Annotated in this window: 20 protein-coding genes; 18 read left to right on the plus strand and 2 right to left on the minus strand. The window is 39.3% G+C overall.

Annotation, left to right across the window (positions count from 1 at the left end; all coding sequences use genetic code 11):
* Positions 1 to 16: 16 nt before the first annotated feature.
* Positions 17 to 619 (minus strand): 5'-deoxynucleotidase, encoded by a 603-nt coding sequence (gene yfbR, locus ABWV72_RS02820; protein WP_303499903.1) that lies wholly within the window; start codon positions 617 to 619, stop codon positions 17 to 19.
* Between the two features lie 214 nt (positions 620 to 833).
* Positions 834 to 2,051, minus strand: coding sequence for a pyridoxal phosphate-dependent aminotransferase (locus ABWV72_RS02825; protein WP_216046567.1), 1,218 nt, complete (start codon positions 2,049 to 2,051; stop codon positions 834 to 836).
* Positions 2,052 to 2,239: 188 nt separating this feature from the next.
* Between ABWV72_RS02825 and ABWV72_RS02830 the strand changes: the two genes are divergently transcribed.
* From ABWV72_RS02830 to ABWV72_RS02915, 18 genes are all read left to right on the plus strand, one after another.
* Positions 2,240 to 2,767, plus strand: coding sequence for a C40 family peptidase (locus tag ABWV72_RS02830; RefSeq protein ID WP_216046568.1), 528 nt, complete (start codon positions 2,240 to 2,242; stop codon positions 2,765 to 2,767).
* Positions 2,768 to 2,989: 222 nt separating this feature from the next.
* Positions 2,990 to 3,784: a DUF2189 domain-containing protein gene (locus tag ABWV72_RS02835; RefSeq protein WP_342808179.1), complete on the plus strand. Its 795-nt coding sequence runs from the start codon at positions 2,990 to 2,992 to the stop codon at positions 3,782 to 3,784.
* 333 nt (positions 3,785 to 4,117) lie between these two features.
* A complete protein-coding gene (locus tag ABWV72_RS02840; protein WP_353368590.1) occupies positions 4,118 to 5,311 on the plus strand; it encodes a thiamine pyrophosphate-dependent dehydrogenase E1 component subunit alpha in 1,194 nt (397 codons plus the stop codon).
* Complete coding sequence (locus ABWV72_RS02845) at positions 5,304 to 6,281, plus strand: alpha-ketoacid dehydrogenase subunit beta (protein ID WP_216046571.1); 978 nt, start codon at positions 5,304 to 5,306, stop codon at positions 6,279 to 6,281. The genes ABWV72_RS02840 and ABWV72_RS02845 overlap by 8 nt, the downstream gene beginning before the upstream one ends.
* 13 nt (positions 6,282 to 6,294) lie before the next feature.
* Positions 6,295 to 7,884, plus strand: coding sequence for a dihydrolipoyllysine-residue acetyltransferase (locus tag ABWV72_RS02850; RefSeq protein ID WP_353368592.1), 1,590 nt, complete (start codon positions 6,295 to 6,297; stop codon positions 7,882 to 7,884).
* Between the two features lie 110 nt (positions 7,885 to 7,994).
* Positions 7,995 to 8,861 (plus strand): 23S rRNA (adenine(2030)-N(6))-methyltransferase RlmJ, encoded by an 867-nt coding sequence (locus tag ABWV72_RS02855; RefSeq protein ID WP_353368594.1) that lies wholly within the window; start codon positions 7,995 to 7,997, stop codon positions 8,859 to 8,861.
* 15 nt (positions 8,862 to 8,876) lie between these two features.
* The gene (locus tag ABWV72_RS02860) at positions 8,877 to 10,709 is read left to right on the plus strand and encodes a protein kinase domain-containing protein (RefSeq protein ID WP_342808185.1); all 1,833 of its coding nucleotides are present in this window, start codon (positions 8,877 to 8,879) and stop codon (positions 10,707 to 10,709) included.
* Positions 10,710 to 10,729: 20 nt separating this feature from the next.
* The gene (locus ABWV72_RS02865) at positions 10,730 to 11,590 is read left to right on the plus strand and encodes an acyl-CoA thioesterase (protein ID WP_303499912.1); all 861 of its coding nucleotides are present in this window, start codon (positions 10,730 to 10,732) and stop codon (positions 11,588 to 11,590) included.
* 28 nt (positions 11,591 to 11,618) lie between these two features.
* Complete coding sequence (locus ABWV72_RS02870; RefSeq protein WP_216046576.1) at positions 11,619 to 12,137, plus strand: gamma carbonic anhydrase family protein; 519 nt, start codon at positions 11,619 to 11,621, stop codon at positions 12,135 to 12,137.
* Positions 12,138 to 12,625: 488 nt separating this feature from the next.
* Positions 12,626 to 13,759 (plus strand): pyridoxal-phosphate-dependent aminotransferase family protein, encoded by a 1,134-nt coding sequence (locus ABWV72_RS02875; protein ID WP_216046577.1) that lies wholly within the window; start codon positions 12,626 to 12,628, stop codon positions 13,757 to 13,759.
* A gap of 134 nt (positions 13,760 to 13,893) precedes the next feature.
* Positions 13,894 to 15,123, plus strand: coding sequence for a spore maturation protein (locus tag ABWV72_RS02880; RefSeq protein WP_353368597.1), 1,230 nt, complete (start codon positions 13,894 to 13,896; stop codon positions 15,121 to 15,123).
* Between the two features lie 42 nt (positions 15,124 to 15,165).
* Complete coding sequence (locus ABWV72_RS02885) at positions 15,166 to 15,423, plus strand: DUF3862 domain-containing protein (RefSeq protein WP_216046579.1); 258 nt, start codon at positions 15,166 to 15,168, stop codon at positions 15,421 to 15,423.
* A gap of 1 nt (position 15,424) precedes the next feature.
* The gene (locus tag ABWV72_RS02890; protein ID WP_216046580.1) at positions 15,425 to 16,108 is read left to right on the plus strand and encodes an SIMPL domain-containing protein; all 684 of its coding nucleotides are present in this window, start codon (positions 15,425 to 15,427) and stop codon (positions 16,106 to 16,108) included.
* Positions 16,109 to 16,311: 203 nt separating this feature from the next.
* Positions 16,312 to 16,782, plus strand: a complete 471-nt coding sequence (gene msrC / locus ABWV72_RS02895) for a free L-methionine (R)-S-oxide reductase MsrC (protein ID WP_252728702.1) — start codon at positions 16,312 to 16,314, stop codon at positions 16,780 to 16,782.
* The gene (locus ABWV72_RS02900; protein WP_216046581.1) at positions 16,779 to 17,081 is read left to right on the plus strand and encodes a hypothetical protein; all 303 of its coding nucleotides are present in this window, start codon (positions 16,779 to 16,781) and stop codon (positions 17,079 to 17,081) included. The genes msrC and ABWV72_RS02900 overlap by 4 nt, the downstream gene beginning before the upstream one ends.
* A gap of 12 nt (positions 17,082 to 17,093) precedes the next feature.
* Positions 17,094 to 17,744, plus strand: a complete 651-nt coding sequence (gene proQ / locus ABWV72_RS02905) for an RNA chaperone ProQ (protein WP_216046582.1) — start codon at positions 17,094 to 17,096, stop codon at positions 17,742 to 17,744.
* A gap of 4 nt (positions 17,745 to 17,748) precedes the next feature.
* Positions 17,749 to 19,794, plus strand: coding sequence for a carboxy terminal-processing peptidase (prc, locus tag ABWV72_RS02910; RefSeq protein WP_353368601.1), 2,046 nt, complete (start codon positions 17,749 to 17,751; stop codon positions 19,792 to 19,794).
* Between the two features lie 261 nt (positions 19,795 to 20,055).
* On the plus strand, positions 20,056 to 21,393 hold the full coding sequence (locus ABWV72_RS02915; RefSeq protein WP_353368603.1) for a sodium-dependent transporter: 1,338 nt from the start codon (positions 20,056 to 20,058) through the stop codon (positions 21,391 to 21,393).
* The last annotated feature ends 5 nt before the right edge of the window (positions 21,394 to 21,398 follow it).

Consider the following 21,398-nt stretch of genomic DNA (forward strand, 5'->3'; position numbering starts at 1 on the left):
GTGAGCGAAGCGTTGTTTATAGCTGGGTTTCAGACAACTTATCTAGGGTTGTAGTGCAACTGTCCAAAAAAATTTCTACAAAACATTCAACTTCAGGCATGGTAACGATAAGTTCTTGTATGGTTTTATCTAGTTTGTCTTTAACGTGTAAAAATTCATCGTTATGAAAACGTAGCTCATTCATAGTTTTCACATAGGCTTGTAAAATATCAGCCGCTTTTACAATGGCTTTATATTCAGGATCAACTTCAGACTGCACTAACAAAGGTTCCATTTCGCTGCGTAAATCTTCAGGTAGCGTTGACAAACATTCTTTTTCAGCTAGGTCTTCGAGCATTTTAAATGCTTTAGTGAATTCAGGGTTATGGTACTTTGTATTGGTGTTGATATCTTGCAGCTTGGTTTCTGAAACTTCGTGATACAAGGCTAAAGTAGCGGCTCTTTCTGGATTTAACTTGCCATTAAAGCGCTTATTTTTAATTACTGTTAACAAATGCGCAATCACGGCCACTTGATGACAGTGCTCAGATACATTTTCTGATTGAAAGCAATGCATTAACGCCCAACGCTCTAGTAATGGCATTCTAATTATCCATGCCATAAATGTACTTTGGTTCATAATAACGACCTTTGATTTTACCAAGTAATAAATGAGTTTTTGATGAAGGAATAGGCTTAGAACCACCTATTTACGAAAACAATTAGCAGTTAGGGTAAATGATACATCGAAGTGTTGAACTTTTCTGCTATTTGTATTGCAAACTACATTATTAATGTAAGTGTTTAAAAATGAGAGTGTAGATAATTACACTCTCATTTGAAGTTGTGCATAATTACACTTGCTTGTAGTAAGAGAAGAAATTACCAATACGATTAATGGCCGTTTCCAGTTCATCTTTATGGGGTAGAAAAACCAACCTAAAGTAGCAACCATCTTTAAAGTTGAATGCTTTTCCGTGTACTAACAGGATCTTTTCTTTGGTTAATAGATCCAAGATCATTTGTTCATCGTTGGTAATATTAAATTTTTCGGCATCAACTTTGGCGAAACAGTACATTGCACCTTTTGGTACTACGCAACTGATACCATCAATGTCATTTAACATTTTAGTGGCAATATCTCGCTGTATTTTTAAGCGACCGCCATCAACAATTAAATCATTAATACTTTGGTATCCACCAAGTGCAGTTTGAATCGCATACTGACAGGGGACATTGGCACACATTCGCATTGAAGCGAGCATGTTAATTCCATCAATATAGTTTTTAGCGATCAATTTATTTCCGCTAACCAGCAACCAACCGGCTCTAAAACCAGCAATTCGATAATTTTTCGAAAGACCACTTAACGTAATAAAAAACAAATCGTCAGCCATTGCAGCAATACAATTATGTTCGGCGTCGTCGTATAAGATTTTGTCATATATCTCATCACTGAAAACAACCAAATTAAATTCTCTTGCCAATTCAATGATGTCCTGCAATACCGCCTTGCTATATACCGCACCTGTAGGGTTATTTGGATTAATAAGCACAATTGCTTTGGTATTGGCGGTGACCTTACTGCGAATATCGTCAATATCTGGAAACCAACCGGCTTGTTCATCACATTTATAATGTACTGGGGTACCAGAGGATAAACTAACAGCCGCGGTCCACAATGGATAATCTGGGCTTGGAATCAGCACTTCATCACCATTGTTCAACAAAGCTTGCATTGCCATTACGATTAATTCGCTGACGCCATTTCCAATGAAGACGTCATCAACCGAGATATTTTTAATGTTCTTTTGCTGGTAATACTGCATCACGGCTACACGAGCTGCGTATATGCCACTGGCGTCAGAATACCCTTGCGCGGTAGGCAAATTATGAATAACGTCTTTTAGAATATCTTCTGGGGCTGCAAATCCAAATGGGGCAGGGTTACCTATATTAAGTTTGAGGATCCTATGCCCCTCGTCTTCCATTTTTTTAGCGGCATCCAGGATCGGTCCTCGAATGTCGTAACACACACCCTCTAATTTGTTGGATTTATTAATTATTTTCATGAATGCCCATACCTTGATTTGATAACACAGAATAATACAGCCTGGGGGTTGGTGTTAAGAGGGATTTAATAATTTTTTTTATATAAGACTCATGTTTTTTGCATAACATCTGTTTACAAACTAATTGTTGTCTTATTTTTTAAGATCTAGCACTCTGAAATTGCAGTTCATTATAGGAATACACCATTATGCCTGTTCCATTAATTTGGTTAGGGGCTGGAATAGCAGCTCTGTACGCTGGTGACAAAGTTCATCGAGCAAATAAAATTAAACGCCAGTACGTGAAACATTACCCTGGAGAAGAGCAATCCTTCGTTCACCTTCAAGACGGCGCTATTGTGTGTTGTGGGATATTTGGTGTGTTTGAACATACCGGAATTTGGGTTGATGGCAATATTATTGAATTAAAAGGGAATGGCTTAATACGCGGTATCTCACCGCAACGTTTCTTAACTAAAAGAAGTGGTGAATGTATTTATGTGGTTTGTAACGATTTAGGAGAGGCGCTAATCTCACCACATGCCGCAAAAACTGCCGTTTCGAAATTGTACAATTATAGCGACTACGATTTGATCAAAAATAATTGCCATCGTTTTGTTTGGAGGTGTGTTTCTAATTCAGAAGAATTAATCACCAGTTTTTCTGATCTCAACAATGCACTTTTTGGTTATTTTAATTCCTCACTGAGTTGGCGTCCTGCCGATTTTAATCGCTAAGCATTTCGACTCCCAATCGAATATTATTTGAATAATGTTACAAATATGTTAATTGTAGCTATATTCATAGAGGACATCTTAAACCTTGGGAAATTATCTAGGTGAACAATATTTCAGCGGATAAATGGCAAACTTCCCTTGCTTGCTTATACTTATTGATATGTCCAATTTGAATTATAGATGTGTTTCCAACCGAATCGATTTAAAATTTTGGAGTTAAGTATGTCACAGCATTTCCAAGAAGAACCTCACAATGCAATAACAGATAGTAATATTGCACGAGTTATTCCTTGTAATGAATTAGCGTTTTCAGATCCATTTAAATGGCTTGCATTAGGATTTAGAGATCTGTTACGAGCACCTATTTTAACCGTCTTCTTTGGTGTGTTCTTTGCACTAATTCCTTGGCTAATTACTTATTTAGTTGCACTCACAGGTTGGCACTTGGTTATTTTGCCAGCGATGGTTTGTTTTATGTTGATAGGGCCTTTTTTGGCAGCAGGCCTGTATGATATCAGTTGGGAATTTGGTAAAGGTCATAAGCCCACTTTATGGCACGCCATAAAAGCGGTGAAACGCAATGCAGTTAACGAATGGGGATTTGGTATATTGTTAATGGTGTTGATGATATTTTGGTTACGCGTAGCCTCAATGATCCACGCACTGTACCCTTCATACCTAGGAGATAACTTAGAAGAGTTATTACCATTCTTAGTATTGGGGACCTGCGTAGGAGCCGTTTTCACCGGCATCGTATTTTTACTCAGCGCTTTTACACAACCTATATTGATGGAACGTAAAGTAGATTTGGCTACTGCGGTATTAACTACTGTAAATGCTGTTTGGTTAAACAAAGGTCCAATGTTTGTTTGGGCGATGATTATATTTGTCGCGGTGGTAATCGGCTTTCTCACAGGGTTTGTTGGATTCGTATTGTTAATGCCGCTAATTGGTTATGCTACTTGGCATGGCTACATAGAAACAATACAAACTAAACGCGAGCGTAAGTTTGAGTAACTGCACTAGTTTTAAAAGGGTCTAATTTTTAGACCCTTTTTTCCGATTTTATTTAATCTTCCTGCAATTTTGAACAAGCATACAACTGCATCGTCATATCCCTGATTGAATCATCTTTTTATTGGTTAAATCCTACTTTGTTAGGCAAATAAACTAGATATGGTTAGGTAAATTCACAATTAGGATAAACATCCTAATTGTATTGGGCTTATTAGAATACTTCTGTACTTTGTGCAATTTCTGCAATTCATTTTCGCAACACATCTCCGCAATTTGTGAACTAGAATTAACATATTGATAACAGTTTATTTAACTCTTAAAATAGGTTTTTAGATGAAAGACAGAAATCATCTTTCCGATATTGGGATGGTCCATAACGTGGAAATGATCACCAACGGTTTAGTCGATATTCCCATGCTGCAGTTATTATCGCCCGAAGGCAAGGTTCACAACCACGCGGAGTGCGCGGAGTTAAACCAAGAAGTGTCACAAAGAATCCTAAAAACGATGCACTATATTAGGATTCTAGATGAACGCATGATTGCCGCACAACGACAAGGCAGGATCAGCTTTTATTTGGCCTGTACAGGTGAAGAAGCTGCCACAATAGGCAGTGCCGCAGCGTTAGAGCCGCAAGATATGATCATGTCTCAATACCGTGAACAAGGTTCATTAGCGTATCGCGGATATACGACTAAGCAGTTTATGGATCAAATGTTTAGTAATCAAAAAGACCCAAACAAAGGTCGTCAAATGCCTATTCACTATGGGGATAAAACATTAAATTTCATGACTATATCATCTCCATTAGGAACTCAAATTCCACAAGCATCAGGCTATTCATACGGTCAAAAAATGGCTGGGTTGGATGCCTTAACTATTTGCTATTTTGGTGAAGGTGCCGCCTCTGAGGGAGATTTTCATGCAGGTCTGAATATGGCCGCAGTGTTAAATTGTCCGGTTATTTTCTTATGTCGGAATAATGGCTACGCCATCTCTACACCAGCAGAAGAACAATTTGCTGGAGATGGTATTGCTTCTCGCGGAATAGGCTACGGTATTCGCACGATTAGAGTTGACGGCAATGATGTTTTAGCTGTTTATGCCGCCACAAAAAAAGCCAGAGAAGTTGCTTTAAAAGAAAAATGTCCGGTATTAATTGAAGCCATGACGTATCGACTAGCAGCCCATTCAACTTCTGATGATCCTACCGGATATCGTTCCAAAGAAGAGGAAGCCAAATGGAAACTAAAAGATCCTATTTTACGGTTTGAAAAGTGGATGAAAAGTAAAGGATGGTTTGATGAACAAGCAATCAAAGACTTCGCTAGCGAGTCTCGTCAAGAAGTTTTGCAAACCTTAAAACAAGTAGAAAAAGAACCGATTAATAGCATAGAGGATATTATTGAGGATGTTTATGACACGCCACCATGGCATTTAAAAGAACAACTGCAACTACTCAAACAACATATTCGTCAGTACCCAGATGCCTATCCGAAGACTTCAGGGAGAATGAAAAATGACTAAAATGAACATGTTACAAGCCGTGAATAATGCATTAATAACGGCAATGGAAGCAGATAAAACGGCGATGGTATTTGGCGAGGACGTCGGTCATTTTGGAGGCGTTTTTAGAGCAACCAGCAACTTACAAGAAAAGTTCGGTAAGCAGCGCTGTTTTAATACACCGTTGACCGAGCAAGGGATAATAGGGTTCGCCAACGGCTTAGCATCACAAGGTTCAACTGCAATAGCAGAGATTCAATTTGCCGATTATATTTTTCCAGCTTTTGATCAAATCGTAAATGAAACCTCCAAGTTTAGATATCGTTCTGGCGGTCAATTTACCTGCGGTAGTTTAACGATTAGAACGCCATACGGTGGTGGGATTGCTGGTGGCCATTATCATTCACAATCTCCAGAAGCTTTTTTCGCACATATCCCTGGAATGAAAATAGTGATTCCTCGCAATCCATATCAAGCTAAAGGCTTGTTATTGGCCTCAATTAGAGACGACAATCCAGTGTTGTTTATGGAGCCTAAACGCCTTTATCGAGCGTCTGTGGGCGAGGTACCAGAGGAAGATTACGAATTAACGCTAGGCAAAGCAGAACTTGTCAAAAATGGCACCGATATAACCTTACTTGCGTGGGGCGCGCAAGTGGAAATACTGCAAAAATCAGCTGAGATGGCTGAAAATGACGGTATCTCCTGTGAAATTATCGATCTACGCAGCATATTGCCCTGGGATGTAGAAACCGTGTGCGAGTCAGTGGTGAAAACCGGACGTTTGTTAATTAACCATGAAGCTCCACAAACAGGCGGCTTTGCCAGTGAAATTGCAGCCACAGTGCAAGATAAATGTTTTTTAAATCTTGAATCACCTATAGCTCGAGTATGTGGCTTAGATACACCTTATCCGTTGTCACACGAAAAGGAATACATGCCAGATCATTTAAAAACCTACGAAGCCATTAAGCGCTCAGTCAATTATTAATCAGGAGAACAACATGAATGACTTTATATTGCCTGATATTGGCGAAGGAATTGTAGAATGTGAACTTCTTGAATGGTTGGTAAACGAAGGTGATCTGATAGAGGAAGATCAGCCTGTTGCTGAGGTCATGACTGACAAGGCAACCGTGCAGATCCCAGCAATGCATTCTGGCAAAGTCACTAAGCTGTATTACAAAGCTGGTGACATAGCAAAAGTCCATGAACCACTATTCGCTTTAGATGGCGGTTCCGAGAGTGGACAAGGCAAAATACAAAGTGACAGTGAACAACAGCACAAAAGTGAGGAATTGATTCAACCAGCACATGCTTCAAGCGAACAAGAGCAAGGGATCCAGAGACAATCTACTGAAGCGATTGATTTTATCTTACCTGACATAGGTGAAGGTATTGTTGAATGTGAAATCGTAAAATGGCTTGTTCAAGAAGGTGATACGGTTGCAGAAGATCAAGCTGTGGTTGAAGTGATGACGGATAAGGCACTTGTGGAAATTCCCGCCAAATATTCCGGTGTCATAAGTCAGTTATATTATCAACAAGGGGAGATAGCAAAAGTCCATAGCCCATTGTATTCTCTTGTGACTTCTGAAGGTTCTCAAGCTAGTCAGCCTAGATCGGTAAATAGCAATAAAATTTCAGAACCACAAAGCACTACGCCTAAAGTTGGCCAAACCACGTCAGCAAAACGTAAAGCCTTAGCTAGTCCCGCTGTTAGGCGTTTAGCTAGAGAAAATAGTTTAGATATTACCTGCGTATTAGGAAGCGGTAAAAAAGGTCGCGTTTTGAAAGATGATATAACCGCCCATCTAAACAAAAATAATCAACCACAAACTTTACAAAATGCTGTTACCAATGAGGATGCAGCATCACAAGACAGCCACGAGAATAAGGTTGAAACCATTCGCGGAATTAAAGCGATAATGGCTAAACAAATGACAGACTCTGTGTTCAGTATTCCGCACTTTAGTGTGAGTGACGAGATCGAAATGGATAACTTAATGAAGGTACGTAGCAACCTTAAACAGGAGTTTGAGAATAAAGGCACTAAGTTAAGTTTAATGCCATTTTTCATTAAATCTTTGTCTTTGGCTTTAAAACAGTTCCCAATCATAAATAGCCAAGTGAACCAACAATGCACTGAAATTACTTATTTCAAACAACACAATATTGGTATTGCTGTTGATTCCAAATTAGGCTTGCTTGTTCCCAATATCAAGGGAGTTGAAAACCTTTCATTGTTTGAAATTGCGCAAGAAGTCGAACGATTAGTAGGACTTGCAAGGCAAGGTAAACTTTCTAGTAACGATTTAAAAGGCGGTACAATTAGTATTTCCAATGTGGGTGTGATTGGTGGCACTACAGCGACACCAGTAATTAATAAGCCTGAGAGTGCAATTGTTGCCCTCGGAAAGATTCAACGACTACCTCGTTTTGATCTAAATGATAAGGTAATTCCGGTCAATATAATGCATATAAGTTGGTCTGGAGATCACCGTATAATTGACGGCGCAACTATGCTTAAGTTTAGTAATTTGTGGAAATCTTATCTCGAAAACCCAATAAGTATGCTGACTGACTTAAGTTAGGTTGTAGGGTGCCATATAATTTTTATCTGGCACCTCTTGGTTAAACGTTGGTGAGTCTGGCTTATTTGGGTATCATTAGCTGATGTTCAGTTATATAAGTAGCCATTCAAATGTTAAGTTATCGTCATAGTTTTCATGCAGGTAATCATGCTGATGTGTTAAAGCATATTACCCAGATGTTGATCATCAAAAAGCTTAAAATCAAAGCTAAGCCCGCAGTCTACATTGATACTCACAGTGGTGCGGGTTTGTATGAACTGCAAGGACTAGAGGCGCAAAAAACCAAAGAATTTTTAACTGGCATAACCGCTATGCAAGCATACCAGTCAGAACAACAAGATATAGCGGAATATCAACAACTTACACATGATTTTATTGAAAATAATCAGTATCCAGGATCGCCCCTGATTGCTGCTAATATGCTTCGTGAGCAGGATAGAATAGTATGCATGGAGTTGCACAATACGGAGATAGACAATTTACGCCATAATTTGGTGGATTTTGGATCTTTAGCAAAGGTTGGTGTACATCACAGAGATGGCTATGAAGGACTATTAGCAATATTGCCACCGATTCCTGCAAGGGGATTAGTCCTAATAGACCCATCGTACGAAGTCGCTGACGAATATCAACAGGTTGTGATGACACTCGCTAAAGCCATTAAGAAATGGTCGGTTGGCATTTTTGCAATTTGGTATCCACTTTTATCTAGTCGTGCAGGTCAAAAGGCGGGATTAAGTGAAAAAATGATCAGTGAAATCGCTGCCCTTGATTGTAAAAGCGTGCTCAATGTAGCAATGCATGTTACTGAAAATGAAGGTGATGCGGGTATGTATGGGTCTGGTTTAATTATCGTTAATGCTCCATGGCAACTGGATACTGATCTAGAGAATGTTTTACCTGAATTAGTCGCGCATCTTGGCGGTGATGATGCACATGGCAAAGCTTACGTAGAATGGTTGAAAAAGCCTGACTAACTAAGGCCATCTAAAATGACTGTAGCTGATCTAAAACATTTTTATATTCCTGATGAACAATCTATTTATCTTTTGTCTCACAAAGATGCGCAAAAGTTAAAAGATTGGATAAAACTGTGTAAAGAACAGCTCGAGTTATTGGGCTACAGTGAAATAGAGCTAATTGGGAAAGGTGCTTTTGGCTTTGCTTTTGCGGGCAAAGATCCACGTCAGAATCAATTAGTGTTTAAGTTTTCTCGGATCAATCTTCCTCAACATGTGCAAGAGCAATTGGAAGATGAAGCCTATATGTTAAGTCAGGTAGAGCACCCCTACGTACCATCACTAATCGAATTTCAACGGATTAAAAAACAAGCCATTTTGGTAATGGAAAGAGCCAAGGGCGTTGATTTAGAAGTATATTCACTGCAAAAAGGACCTTTATCGGCGAGGCTAATTACAAAAATCGCAGCACAACTTTGTGACATCTTAATCTTTTTACGACAACACCAAGAGCAAGGTATCACTAAACCTATTGTGCACGGCGATATTAAACCTTCCAATATTGTGTTCGACGAGCAAACTGAATCAATTGGCTTAATCGATTGGGGATCCAGTGTTTTTGCGCAAATGGATCACCAAGGCCAATATATCGCTAACAATGTTATGGATTTAATGTCGAGTGATTTGCAACAAACCAATGCACGCCTTGGGGACGTTTATTTCATCGGAGATGAACAATTAAATGGTGAATTATCCAGTCCCAGATTCGATGAACAAGGGCTGGCAAGTACCTTATATGCATTAGCGTCAGGTCAGTCAAGCCGCTTCGGTAGACACATTATAAAACCAAATTCCCTCGGCTTACCCAAGGAATTATCTGAAGTGCTTAGCGCAATGTTAAGTGAAGATCCTAAACAACGTAAATTGGGTGGCGACTATTTTATTAAAAACATGAAATTCATGAAAAATATTGTCTTTTGTGAAACAGACGTCGAAGATCATGTTGCACTTATTCCTACTTGGAGTTTTGCCAAGAAAAAAGAAATTGATACGGTAGTTTACAGTTCTAGACGCTCATTCTTAAAACTAGAAAATAGCGACATTACTTCCGACCTACATTATGTAAATGACGCTCAGTTTGAACGTTATTATAAAAACTACATGCAAGGTATGGGAGAGACAGAAAAAGCATTTATATCTGCGGTGGGTAGATTAGGTAAATATCCCGTTGTTGGCGGATTAGTAGTTAGGTGGCTGCCAGAAGGGGTTTATATTGATTCTAGTTTGAATCTTTTTAATCCAACATTAAAACGTTCATTTGATGTTTCTGTGAACAATGTCGTTACTTTAGCAAGAGCGATTCATAGAGTAGGGGTGTTTAAAAGCTGTATGTTTAATGCGCGAGATACCTTACACATTGAACGGGAAGACGAAAACTTACCCTACCAACCCAATATCCATATGCAAATACCTTACGAATTGAGCCAAACATCCATTACAGAAGATCAGAGTCGTAACCATTCTTATTTTGAAGATGGCGAAGATCCTGATGAGTTATTAGCCCTTCCTGACAATATGATGGTAATTATTCGGCAATTAAATAGTATTCATCATACCGGTTGCATTATATTTGAAGCTTTACCTACACATCTTAAAATTCATAGTTATTACACATTACTGGATCACAGTATGGAGAGTGAATTTAAGGCATTATTAAATAAAATTATCGACTTAGTTTCAGAAATTAAAGGGTTGGGGATTTCAGGATTTATGAAATTGCCGTATAAAGACACTCGTTACTTTGAACATGCTTCGGGTTTACCAGAGAAGTTTCATCCAAAAAAATTAAAAACAAATAAGCGCTAAAAATATACGGGGAGTAGTACATGGCAGAAGTGACATTAAAGTCATTATTGCAGTTAGAAAAAATCGAAGATTCGCTCTACAGAGGACAAAGCTGGGATCTGGGATTCCGCGCGCTATTTGGCGGACAGGTTATGGGACAAGCGTTAGCCGCAGCCCATAACACCTTGCCAGAAGGTAGAGTTTCTCATTCCTTTCATTCTTACTTTTTATTACCCGGTGATGCAAACCATCCAGTGTTATATGATGTGGAAAATGTCAGAGATGGTAGAAGCTTTTCAACCCGTCGCGTAAAAGCAATACAAAATGGCAAAAACATATTCTATTTGACTGCGTCTTTTCAAACACCCGAGAAAGGCTTAGAGCATCAGTTTGCCGATATGCCAGATGTTCCGCCACCGCAGGAAGTGAAATCTGATTTAACTTTTTTTGAAAGTACATTGGATCAAATATCTGAGCGAATGCAAGAAGCAATTAGTTATCATAAGCCAATCGATAGCAGGACTGTACAAACCATAGATCCCTTGGAACCGGTTAAATCGGAGCCGAAGCGTTATATATGGATGCGCGCACAAGAAATCATAGCGGATAATTTAAACTTAAATCATGCCATGCTGGCCTATGCATCAGATTACCATTTTCTGGGTACTTGTTTGCAGCCCCATGGAATTTCGGTTAGAAATAAACAACTTAGAATGGCAACCATAGATCATGCAATGTGGTTTCATCACCCATTCAAATTTGACGAATGGTTATTATATGTCGCTGAAAGTCCATTTACTGGTGGCGTACGAGGGTTAGTTCGCGGTCAGTTCTTTAATCAAAAAGGGGTTCTTGTGGCTTCAACCATGCAAGAAGGGCTAATGCGACAAGTTAAAAAGTGAAGCGACTAAAGGCTAAAGGAGAGTTAATGTGATTTATTCAATCGGAAAACGCAAAGCCGTTGTTGCAAAGAGCGCGTTTATCGCGCCTGGTAGTCATGTGATTGGTTCGGTTAATTTGGCAGAAAATAGCAGCGTTTGGTTTAATGTTGTTATTCGTGGTGATTGTGACGAGATAACAGTGGGGCCAGATACGAATATTCAGGACGGCTCTGTTTTGCACACGGATTACGATATCCCCTTAATTCTAGGCAAAGGTGTAACGGTAGGACACAAAGTGATGTTGCATGGGTGTGAAATAGGTGACTACAGCCTAATTGGCATCAATGCTGTTGTGTTAAATGGGGCGAAGATTGGTCGTTATTGCTTAATTGGCGCAAATAGCTTGGTTACTGAAAACATGGAAATACCAGATGGTTCCCTTGTAATGGGAAGCCCAGCCAAAATTATTAAGACCCTAAATGAGCAACAGCAAGCAATGTTAAAAGGCTCTGCCGAACATTACGTGAATAATGCGAAACGCTACATGAGTGAGCTGATCGAAGAATAGTATAGACATTTTACACTGCTTTTTTGGCGGTTTTTTTCCCCCTTATAAAAAAGGCCCGGTACTATCACTAGTTCCGGGCTTAGGGGAATGGCTCTTGGAAAGAGCCTTGCGCTAACTCAACTTCTTCAGGGAGAAGTCTTCAAAATCAAAATTATTGATTCGAATATTTATTTTAGAACAACTTTGCACAAAAATTAAACAAATTTGAAACTAAATTTAAAAACGTCTTAAAATCAGTGTCCTGCATCACAAAAACAAATGACTTCCATCCTTTATCAACACCTAAACCACACTTTATACAGTCCTTGTCTACAGCTTATCCACAGATCATTGGTGTGAACTGAACAATATTTTGGCTAATTAAAAGAAATATGGGGAATACAGTTGGCTAAATACATTCTTTTTATGAATAGTGGATATGCTGATCTTGTCGTTTAGTCAGTCACCTGTAACACTAAGGCAGTTTTAACCTTTTGAGAATGTAATTTATGACTTCACTAGCTACATCATTTATACCAACGGTTCGTACTCTCATGGGGCCTGGACCTTCAGATGTTGACCCAAGAATACTGACGGCGCTATCTAGACCGACTATTGGGCATTTAGATCCGCAATTTATTGATCTAATGGATGAGATTAAATCTCTCCTACAATATGCATTTCAAACAAAGAATCAATTAACTATGCCAGTTTCAGCGCCAGGTTCTGCTGGTATGGAAGCCTGCTTTGCTAATTTAGTTGAGCCAGGTGACAAAGTGATCGTCTGCCAAAATGGGGTTTTTGGTGGGCGTATGAAAGAAAACGTGATTCGTTGTGGTGGTATCGCCGTAATGGTTGAAGACGAATGGGGTAAACCAACGGACATAAAAAAACTAGAACAAGCATTGGAAGAAAATAAAGACACTAAAATTGTCGCATTTGTACATGCTGAGACCTCAACAGGGGTTAAGAATGATGCCCAAGCGTTGTGTAAACTTGCGAAACAGTATAATTGTTTAACCTTAGTGGATGCCGTTACTTCCCTAGGTGGCTGTGAACTTAGAGTGGATGATTGGCAAATCGATGCGATTTATTCAGGTACACAAAAATGCTTGTCATGCGTGCCAGGCTTGTCTCCCGTTTCGTTCAGTCAGCTAGCGATCGACGCCATTAAAGCTAGAAAAACGCCGATTCAAAGCTGGTTCCTCGACATGGAGTTGGTTATGGGGTATTGGGGTAAAGGTGCTAAACGGGCCTACCACCATACTGCACCGGTAAACAGTTTATATGCATTGCATGAAGCGCTTTTGATATTGCAACAAGAGGGGCTCGAAGCCGCTTGGAAGCGTCATCAAGAAATGCACATTAAACTAAGAGATGGACTGCAAGCGTTAGGCTTAAAGTTCATTGTTGAAGAAAAGTATCGTTTACCGCAACTCAATACCGTGAGTATTCCCGATGGTGTTGATGACGCCAAAGTAAGAGAAACCTTACTTAACGAATACAACTTAGAAATTGGTGCAGGATTAGGCTCATTGGCTGGAAAAGTTTGGCGAATTGGTCTGATGGGATATGGTTCAAATATACAAAACGTGAACTATTGCATCGATAGTTTAAGAGCAGTTCTTAATGCTAGCGATTAATCGCTAAAAGACGCAACTCTCAGTCCCAAACTCAATAAAAAGTCCTGTTTATTAAAAGCTAATAAACAGGATTTGCTCACAGCCTATTGATTCTATGGTAATTTACTTGGTATTACTAAATACGATACTTACTTATGTTACATAGAATTTGGCTAGCGTTCATTTTGTCAGCATTCATCGCCACACTCTGGCAAGTTATTTTTAATGATCACATTGGCAGTTTTAAAGACGTGATGGACGCCGTTTATTCGATGGCGAAATTGAGCGTTGATATTTCCATTGGGTTAATAGGTGTACTTGCTTTCTGGTTAGGGATTTTTCAAGTAGCCGAACGCTCTGGTTTAGTCACTAAGTTGTCGGTTGTGTTGGAGCCCTTGCTGTGCCGCTTAATGCCCGAAATCCCTAAAGGTCATCCTGCCATCGGCAGTATTACTATGAACATATCCGCTAACGTTTTGGGATTAGATAACGCTGCGACGCCTTTTGGTATAAAAGCAATGCAAGATATGCAAAGCCTTAATACTCAGCAATCACGTCTGACCAACGCGCAAATAATATTTTTAGTGATGAACACCTCTTCGGTGACGTTGTTTCCAATCGCTGTGTTTCTATACCGAGCAGAACAAGGAGCGCTTAACCCTACGGATGTATTTATCCCTATTTTATTGGCTACTTTTGCTTCCACATTGATTGGCTTATTGGTCACATCTTGGGTACAAAAAATTAATTTATTTAACCGTGTAATCTTCTTTTATGGCGCTGCTATTATTTCCGTAATTGCGGCCGTAATTCTGTACTTCTCCTCTTTAGGTGCTCAGCAAATGGCTGCGCAATCTTCTATAGTTGCAAATGGATTGCTATTAACTTTTATTGTCATAGTATTAAGTGTTGGTGCGCATAAAAAGCTCAATTGCTATGAGTTGTTTGTCGAGGGGGCTAAAAAAGGATTTGAATTAGCTATTTCACTAATTCCTTATTTAATCGCTATGTTATTTGCGATAGGAATGCTCAGAGCGAGCGGCTTGTTAGACATCTTGATGGGAATAATTGCCAATGGTGTAAACTTCATCGGTATCGATAATCGTTTTGTTGATGCAATACCTAATGCATTGATGAAACCTTTAAGCGGTTCTGGTGCCAGAGCTTTAATGATTGAAACAATGCAACACCATGGAGCTGACTCTTTTGCGGGGCGACTTGCTTCGGTGTTGCAAGGTTCAACAGAAACCACGTTTTATATTCTAGCCGTGTATTTAGGGGCTGTAGGCATTAAGCATAGTCGCTATGCCGTTGCTTGCTGCCTTGCTGCTGATTTTGCAGGTATTGTTACTGCAATTTTGGTGGCCTATTGGTTTTTTGGTTAAACTAACGGTTAGGTATTAGACATTTTTATAGAAGGTAAAGGTATGTTACGTAAACTAATCATGTTTTCAATTGTCTGTGTTTTTTTGGCGGGTTGCTCAAAAGTCACATATGCAAATTACGATAGAGTTGAAATGGGCATGATAAAATCGGATGTAGAAATGATTTTAGGAAAAGCCGATAACTGTGAGGCTGTTATTGGCACACACTCATGTATATGGGGAAATGAAGAGGACAAATATATCAAGGTCAGCTTCATTATGGATAGAGCCGCTGTGATTACACAAAAAGGATTAAAATAAAATGCGTATATTTGTTGTTTGTTTTTTATTATTAACTAGTTTTGCCATATCCGCCCATGAGTCACGCAGTGACATTATTACAGTTAGAGGGCAGGGCAGCATATTTCAAGCTCCAGACATTCTAAAATTTACGATTGCGGTAGAGGAGAAAGGTGATAATTCTGCGGCTTTAAATGATTTAGTCAGTTCAAAAACGCAAAAGATATTGTCGGTGTTAACTAAACACAAAATTGCTGAACAAGATATCCAAGCAATGTCTTTGAGTCTATACCCTTGGTATGAGCGTGAGAGACAATCAAACATTCAAAAAGGCTATGTGTTCAATCGTAATATTAATGTTACGTTGCGAAATTTTAAAAACTACCCCGCAATTTTAGATGATCTATTTGCCTTGAAAGTTAGCAGAATTGATGGCTTTCGTTATGAAGTAGAAGATCAACAACAAGCTTATCTGAATGCGTTAGAAGCGGCGATCGCTGACGGTCACGAGCGCGCCAAACATTTAGCTAAGAATTTGCAGATCAGATTGGGATCAGTGGTGAATGTTGAGGAAACATCGAGTTATCAACCTGCGCCACAACCATCTGCTCGTTCACTGTCAGTTTTTAATGAGGCGGCGCAATATTTACCAGGATTAAATGAAATAAATGCGAGTGTGACACTGTCATTTAGTATTGCCAAATAGCCTCCTTATCCCCACGTCATTTTAACTAACATTTATCGCCGCGCTTGTTGAGAGATTAAGCAAATTAATCTCTCAACAAGCCGCTATCTATGGTTTATAAATCACAAAGCTTAAAAAAATCGCTGAAATTCTGGTGATTGAAGGTTAAAATCCCTTTAAATAACGACTCGTTGTAAAAATAAGCCGATAGCCTGAAGGTAAAGATGTCAAAAGATATAGAAAAAACTGATTTTTATCAAAGCCTTGCAAAGCAAGCACAAGCCTTGATAGGTGATGAGCGTAACTTAATTGCAAATTTAGCAAATTTGAGTGCGCTATTATTTATGAGTTTAGAAGACATTAATTGGGCAGGATTCTATCTTTTTGAAGACGATGAATTAGTGTTAGGGCCGTTTCAGGGCAAACCTGCTTGTATACGAATTCCTATGGGAGTCGGTGTCTGTGGAACGGCAGCTATGAATAGAACCACGCAAATCATTACCGATGTGCATCAGTTTGAAGGGCATATTGCCTGTGATGCAGCGAGTAATTCTGAAATAGTCATACCTATTTTATCAGGAAGGCGCTTAGTTGGTGTGTTAGATATAGATAGTCCCTCATTAGCTCGTTTCGATTCTGTAGATGGGCTAGGTTTACAACAGATCGTTGATATTTTACAAGAGACTATCATTTGAAAAGTCTTGTAGATGTTCATGTTGTGTTGGCTACGCCAGCGGATCTCGAAAACTGGGATGAAGACGCTGAAGAAGCAGCGGAACGATTAAATACGATTTTGCATTTGGCTTATGATCTTGCTGATGAAGACATAGACACGAGTCGCTTGGAAAAAATACTACATCATATATGGGTAAACTGGCACGAAGACAGTTATCTCTTGGAAATCGACGACGCGGATTTGCACGACTGGGTTGACCAACTGTTGGCAACTTGGGATGATGCAGAACACGATGAAGATTATGAACAAAATTATTAATTAGTAGATTGAATGGAAAACCAACAAAAATTTTCAAACAGCAAAGAAGTCATTACTTTTTTGGCACAAACTTTCCCAAAATGTTTTTCCTTAGAAGGTGAAGCGAAACCTTTAAAAATAGGTATTTTTCAAGAGCTTTCCGAGCGTTTGAAAGACGATGAAAGGGTTAGTAAAACATTATTACGCGCATCACTTAGACATTACACAAATAGCTGGCGTTATTTGCACAGTGTCAAAGAGGGGAGCTTTCGAATTGACTTAGATGGCAATCAAGGCGATGCAATTGAAAAAGAGCATGCTGATCATGCGATAAAACAATTAGCTGAAAGTAAGGCCAAGGTAGCGGAAAAACGCAAACTAAATAATCCGTCTAAGACTGCCGCTGATAAGAAAAATCACAAAGAAAAGCGTGAAAAATCAAATCAAACGCAATTTAAGGGAACTAAAGTTCCAAAAAATAAACCAATAAAGCAACCACCACCGGAAAAATTGACTGAATCAAATTTAGTGGTAGGGACCGAAGTTACCGTTAAGGTTGGAAAGAGTCCACTTCCTGCGACCATTACCGATATTTCAAAAGATGAAGTTCACGTCCAACTGCAAACAGGTATGATAGTGAAAGTGCAAGCAGATAATTTGCGCCTAGCTCGACCAAAGAGGTAGTAATATGAATAAATTTGTACGCGTTTCTGTATGTAGCGCATTGTTTTGTTTGAGTGCTGGTGCAATCGCGGTTAATTCTTCGAGTGAAGCGATCAATATTCCTAGTCTAGAGCAGGAATCTCAGCACTCAGCTTCAGCTAAACGAATAAGCTCCCACTTGTTACGCTCGCATTATAAGCCAATTAAAATTGATGATAGCTTGTCAGCGAAAACCTTTGATCGATACATCAGAACATTAGACTTCAATCGTAATTTCTTTTTGAAGTCGGATATTGAAGAGATGGAAAAGTATCGTTTAAATTTCGATGAGGCTATCGCCCAAGGCAATTTAAATGACGCGTACAAAGTATATTCGATAAATTTAAACCGCCGCTTAGAGCGTTTTAAATATGCGATCACGCTACTTGATAAGCCTTTCGACTTTGAGAAAAAGGGCGATGCATTAGAGTTCGATCGTGAAGACGCGCCTTGGGCTGCATCTACCGCAGAATTGAATGAGTTATGGCGTCAAAGAGTTAAATATGATGCTTTAAACTTAAAATTAGCAGGTAAAACAGCTGAAGAGATTAAAGATCTTTTAACCAAACGTTATGAACGTGCAATTAAACGTTTATCACAAACTAAAAGCGAAGATGTATTCCAAACTGTAATGCATTCTTTTGCTCGTAGTGTCGATGCACATACAAGTTATTTATCTCCGCAAAGTACAGATCGTTTTGATATGGAAATGAATCTATCTTTTGAAGGGATAGGTGCCGTGCTGCAAAGCGAAGACGATTACACTGTTATTCGCAGTGTTGTTCCTGGTGGTCCAGCTGAATTATCCAAAAAAATAAAGCCAGAAGATAAAATTGTCGGTGTAGCCCAAGACGAAGATGATTTTGTTGACATTATTGGCTGGCGTTTAGATGAAGTCGTGGAATTAATCAAAGGTCCAAAAGGAAGTGTGGTTAAGCTGCAAGTGTTAAAAGGTGCATCTGAGTCTAATGTGCCAGAAGTGGTTAGTTTGACCCGTGATAAAATTAAGCTAGAAGATAGAGCTGCTAAATCAGAGGTTTATGTACCAGAAACAGGTAATCACGCTGGTGAAAAACTTGGCGTCATTACCATACCTTCGTTCTACAACAATCTGCATACCGACGTTAAGAAAGAGTTGGCAGATTTAAAAGAAAAAGGGGTACGAGGAGTTGTTGTCGATTTACGCGGTAATGGTGGCGGTTCGTTAACTGAGGCAACCTTACTTTCTGGATTGTTTTTTGATCAAGGTCCAGTAGTTCAGATACATGATGCTTCAGGGCGCACAAGAACTGAGAAAGATACCGATGGGATTACCTATTATGAAGGTCCTTTAACCGTACTTGTCGATCGCTACAGTGCATCGGCTTCAGAAATATTTGCTGCAGCTATGCAAGATTACGGTCGTGCAGTCGTACTAGGCGAACAGACCTTTGGTAAAGGAACGGTGCAACGTCATCGTCCACTTGGTCGTATTTACGATTTGTACAGCAATCCATTGGGGAGTATTCAATACACAATTGCGAAGTTTTATCGGATAAACGGTGGCAGTACTCAAAACATGGGTGTTGTTCCAGATATCAAATTTCCGTCAGCAATTAATCCTGAAGATTGGGGCGAAAGCCAAGAAGAAAATGCGCTTCCTTGGGATAGTATTGAGCGGGTGAATTATTCCACCTTCGGTGACACTTCTAATGTACTCACGGTGATGGAACAGAATCATTTGAAGCGTATTCAAAATGATCCTGAATTTGCTTATATATTTGAAGACATTCAACGATATCAAAAAGAAAAAGATAAAAAGACGATTTCTTTGGTTGAATCTGAACGGATAAAAGAAAAAGACGAACAAGAAGCTATGCGTCTTAAAAGAGCGAATGAACGCTTGGTCAGAGCAGGCAAAGAAAAAGTTGAAAAACTTGATGATTTACCAGAAGACATGGATGAAATTGATCCATTCCTAGATGAAGCAGCTAATATCACATTCGATTTAGTATCATCTGGGATGTACGCTTCTCATTCAGCAAAAAAGTAATTTTTAGTTACTATTAAAGGGCTATTTTTAATAGCCCTTTTTTTATAACATCAATAAATTATTTTTCGATACGAAAAAATATTAGACCTTGCAAGCTGAACTTAAATTTATGCAAATCGTCACTCACGACATTTAATGCTATTTTTAAGTAGGATAATCAATTGCAAAATATGGGTATTTTGAGGTCATAGCGGTATAGTATAGTATTCCCAAAATGGCTAAAAAAGTTAGCTAAACACAATAATAATAAAAGGGTACGGAATGAACGCACGTGGAGAGTTTTCTTCTCGACTTGGATTTATACTCGCTGCAGCTGGTTCAGCTGTTGGATTAGGTAATATTTGGGGGTTTCCTACCCAAGTAGCCAGTAATGGGGGAGCCGCTTTTGTATTGGTTTACATAGTATTAGCTTTCCTTTTGGCTTATCCGGTTTTAATGGCTGAATTAATCATCGGTCGTGCTACCAGAGCTAATATGGTAGATGCCCTTGGGCAAATATCTGGTAGTAAACTAGGTCGAGCTACTGGCGTCTGGGGGTTTATAACGGTTTCATTAATTCTGGCATTCTACGCCATTGTGGCCGGATGGATGTTGGCTTTTTTCCTAGAAACAGTCACCCATTTCTTCGCTCTAGATACGTTATCAAATTGGTTGACGAGCCAATCCATTTTCCGAAATTTAGTCTTTTCTGGTGCATTTCTTATTCTCACTGCCGCTATTGTAACCGGAGGTGTTAGCAAAGGAATTGAACGTTGGTCAGTGAGACTTATGCCAACGCTAATGATTATTATTGTATTACTCATTGGTTACGTTTCATTGCAAGATGGTGCGATTGAGGGCTGGAAGGCTTATTTAGTTCCTGATTTCAGCCGAATTATGGATCCAGGGTTACTTATTAATGCGATGGGACAGGCGTTTTTCTCTATGTCTCTTGGTGTTGGTACTATGCTAGTTTACGGTTCATATGTGAGTAAAAATGAACGTTTACCGTCACTTGGCGCCTCAGTTGCGTTAGTCGACATTGGCGTGGCAGTACTTGCTGGGATGCTAATTATCCCTTCTATGTATGTCGCCTTGCATAACGGTGTACAAATATTTTCTGAAAGCGGTGCGTTAATTGAAGGTGATAGCCTCATCTTTACCGTGTTGCCTGCACTATTTGATACTATGGGATCAGTGGGCATTTTTGTGGCTTTCGCATTTTTTGCATTGATGGTAATTGCCGCATTAACCTCATCCATTTCAATGCTTGAAGTGCCCGTCGCCTATGTCGTGGAGAGTAAAGGCGTTAAGCGCACCAAAGCGGTTTGGTTGTTAGCGATATGCGTTTTTGTCGCAAGTTCGATTATCATCTTTAATTTCTCAAGTTTGTTTGGTCTGGTGATCAGCCTAACAACTAAATATAGCCAACCTCTATTAGGTCTCGCTTTATGTATATTTGCAGGTTGGGTATGGCGTCGGGATCATATATTAACTGAGCTTCGCAAAGGGGATGAAGAGGTCGAACATTCGTTATTTTGGAAAATTTGGCCTTGGTATGTGAAATTTGTATGTCCTGTGGTCATTTTCATCATGTTTTATCGTTCAGTGACAGGATAAGGAAA

Source organism: Aliiglaciecola sp. NS0011-25 (assembly GCF_040370605.1).
GTDB classification, from domain to species: Bacteria; Pseudomonadota; Gammaproteobacteria; order Enterobacterales; family Alteromonadaceae; genus Aliiglaciecola; species Aliiglaciecola lipolytica_A.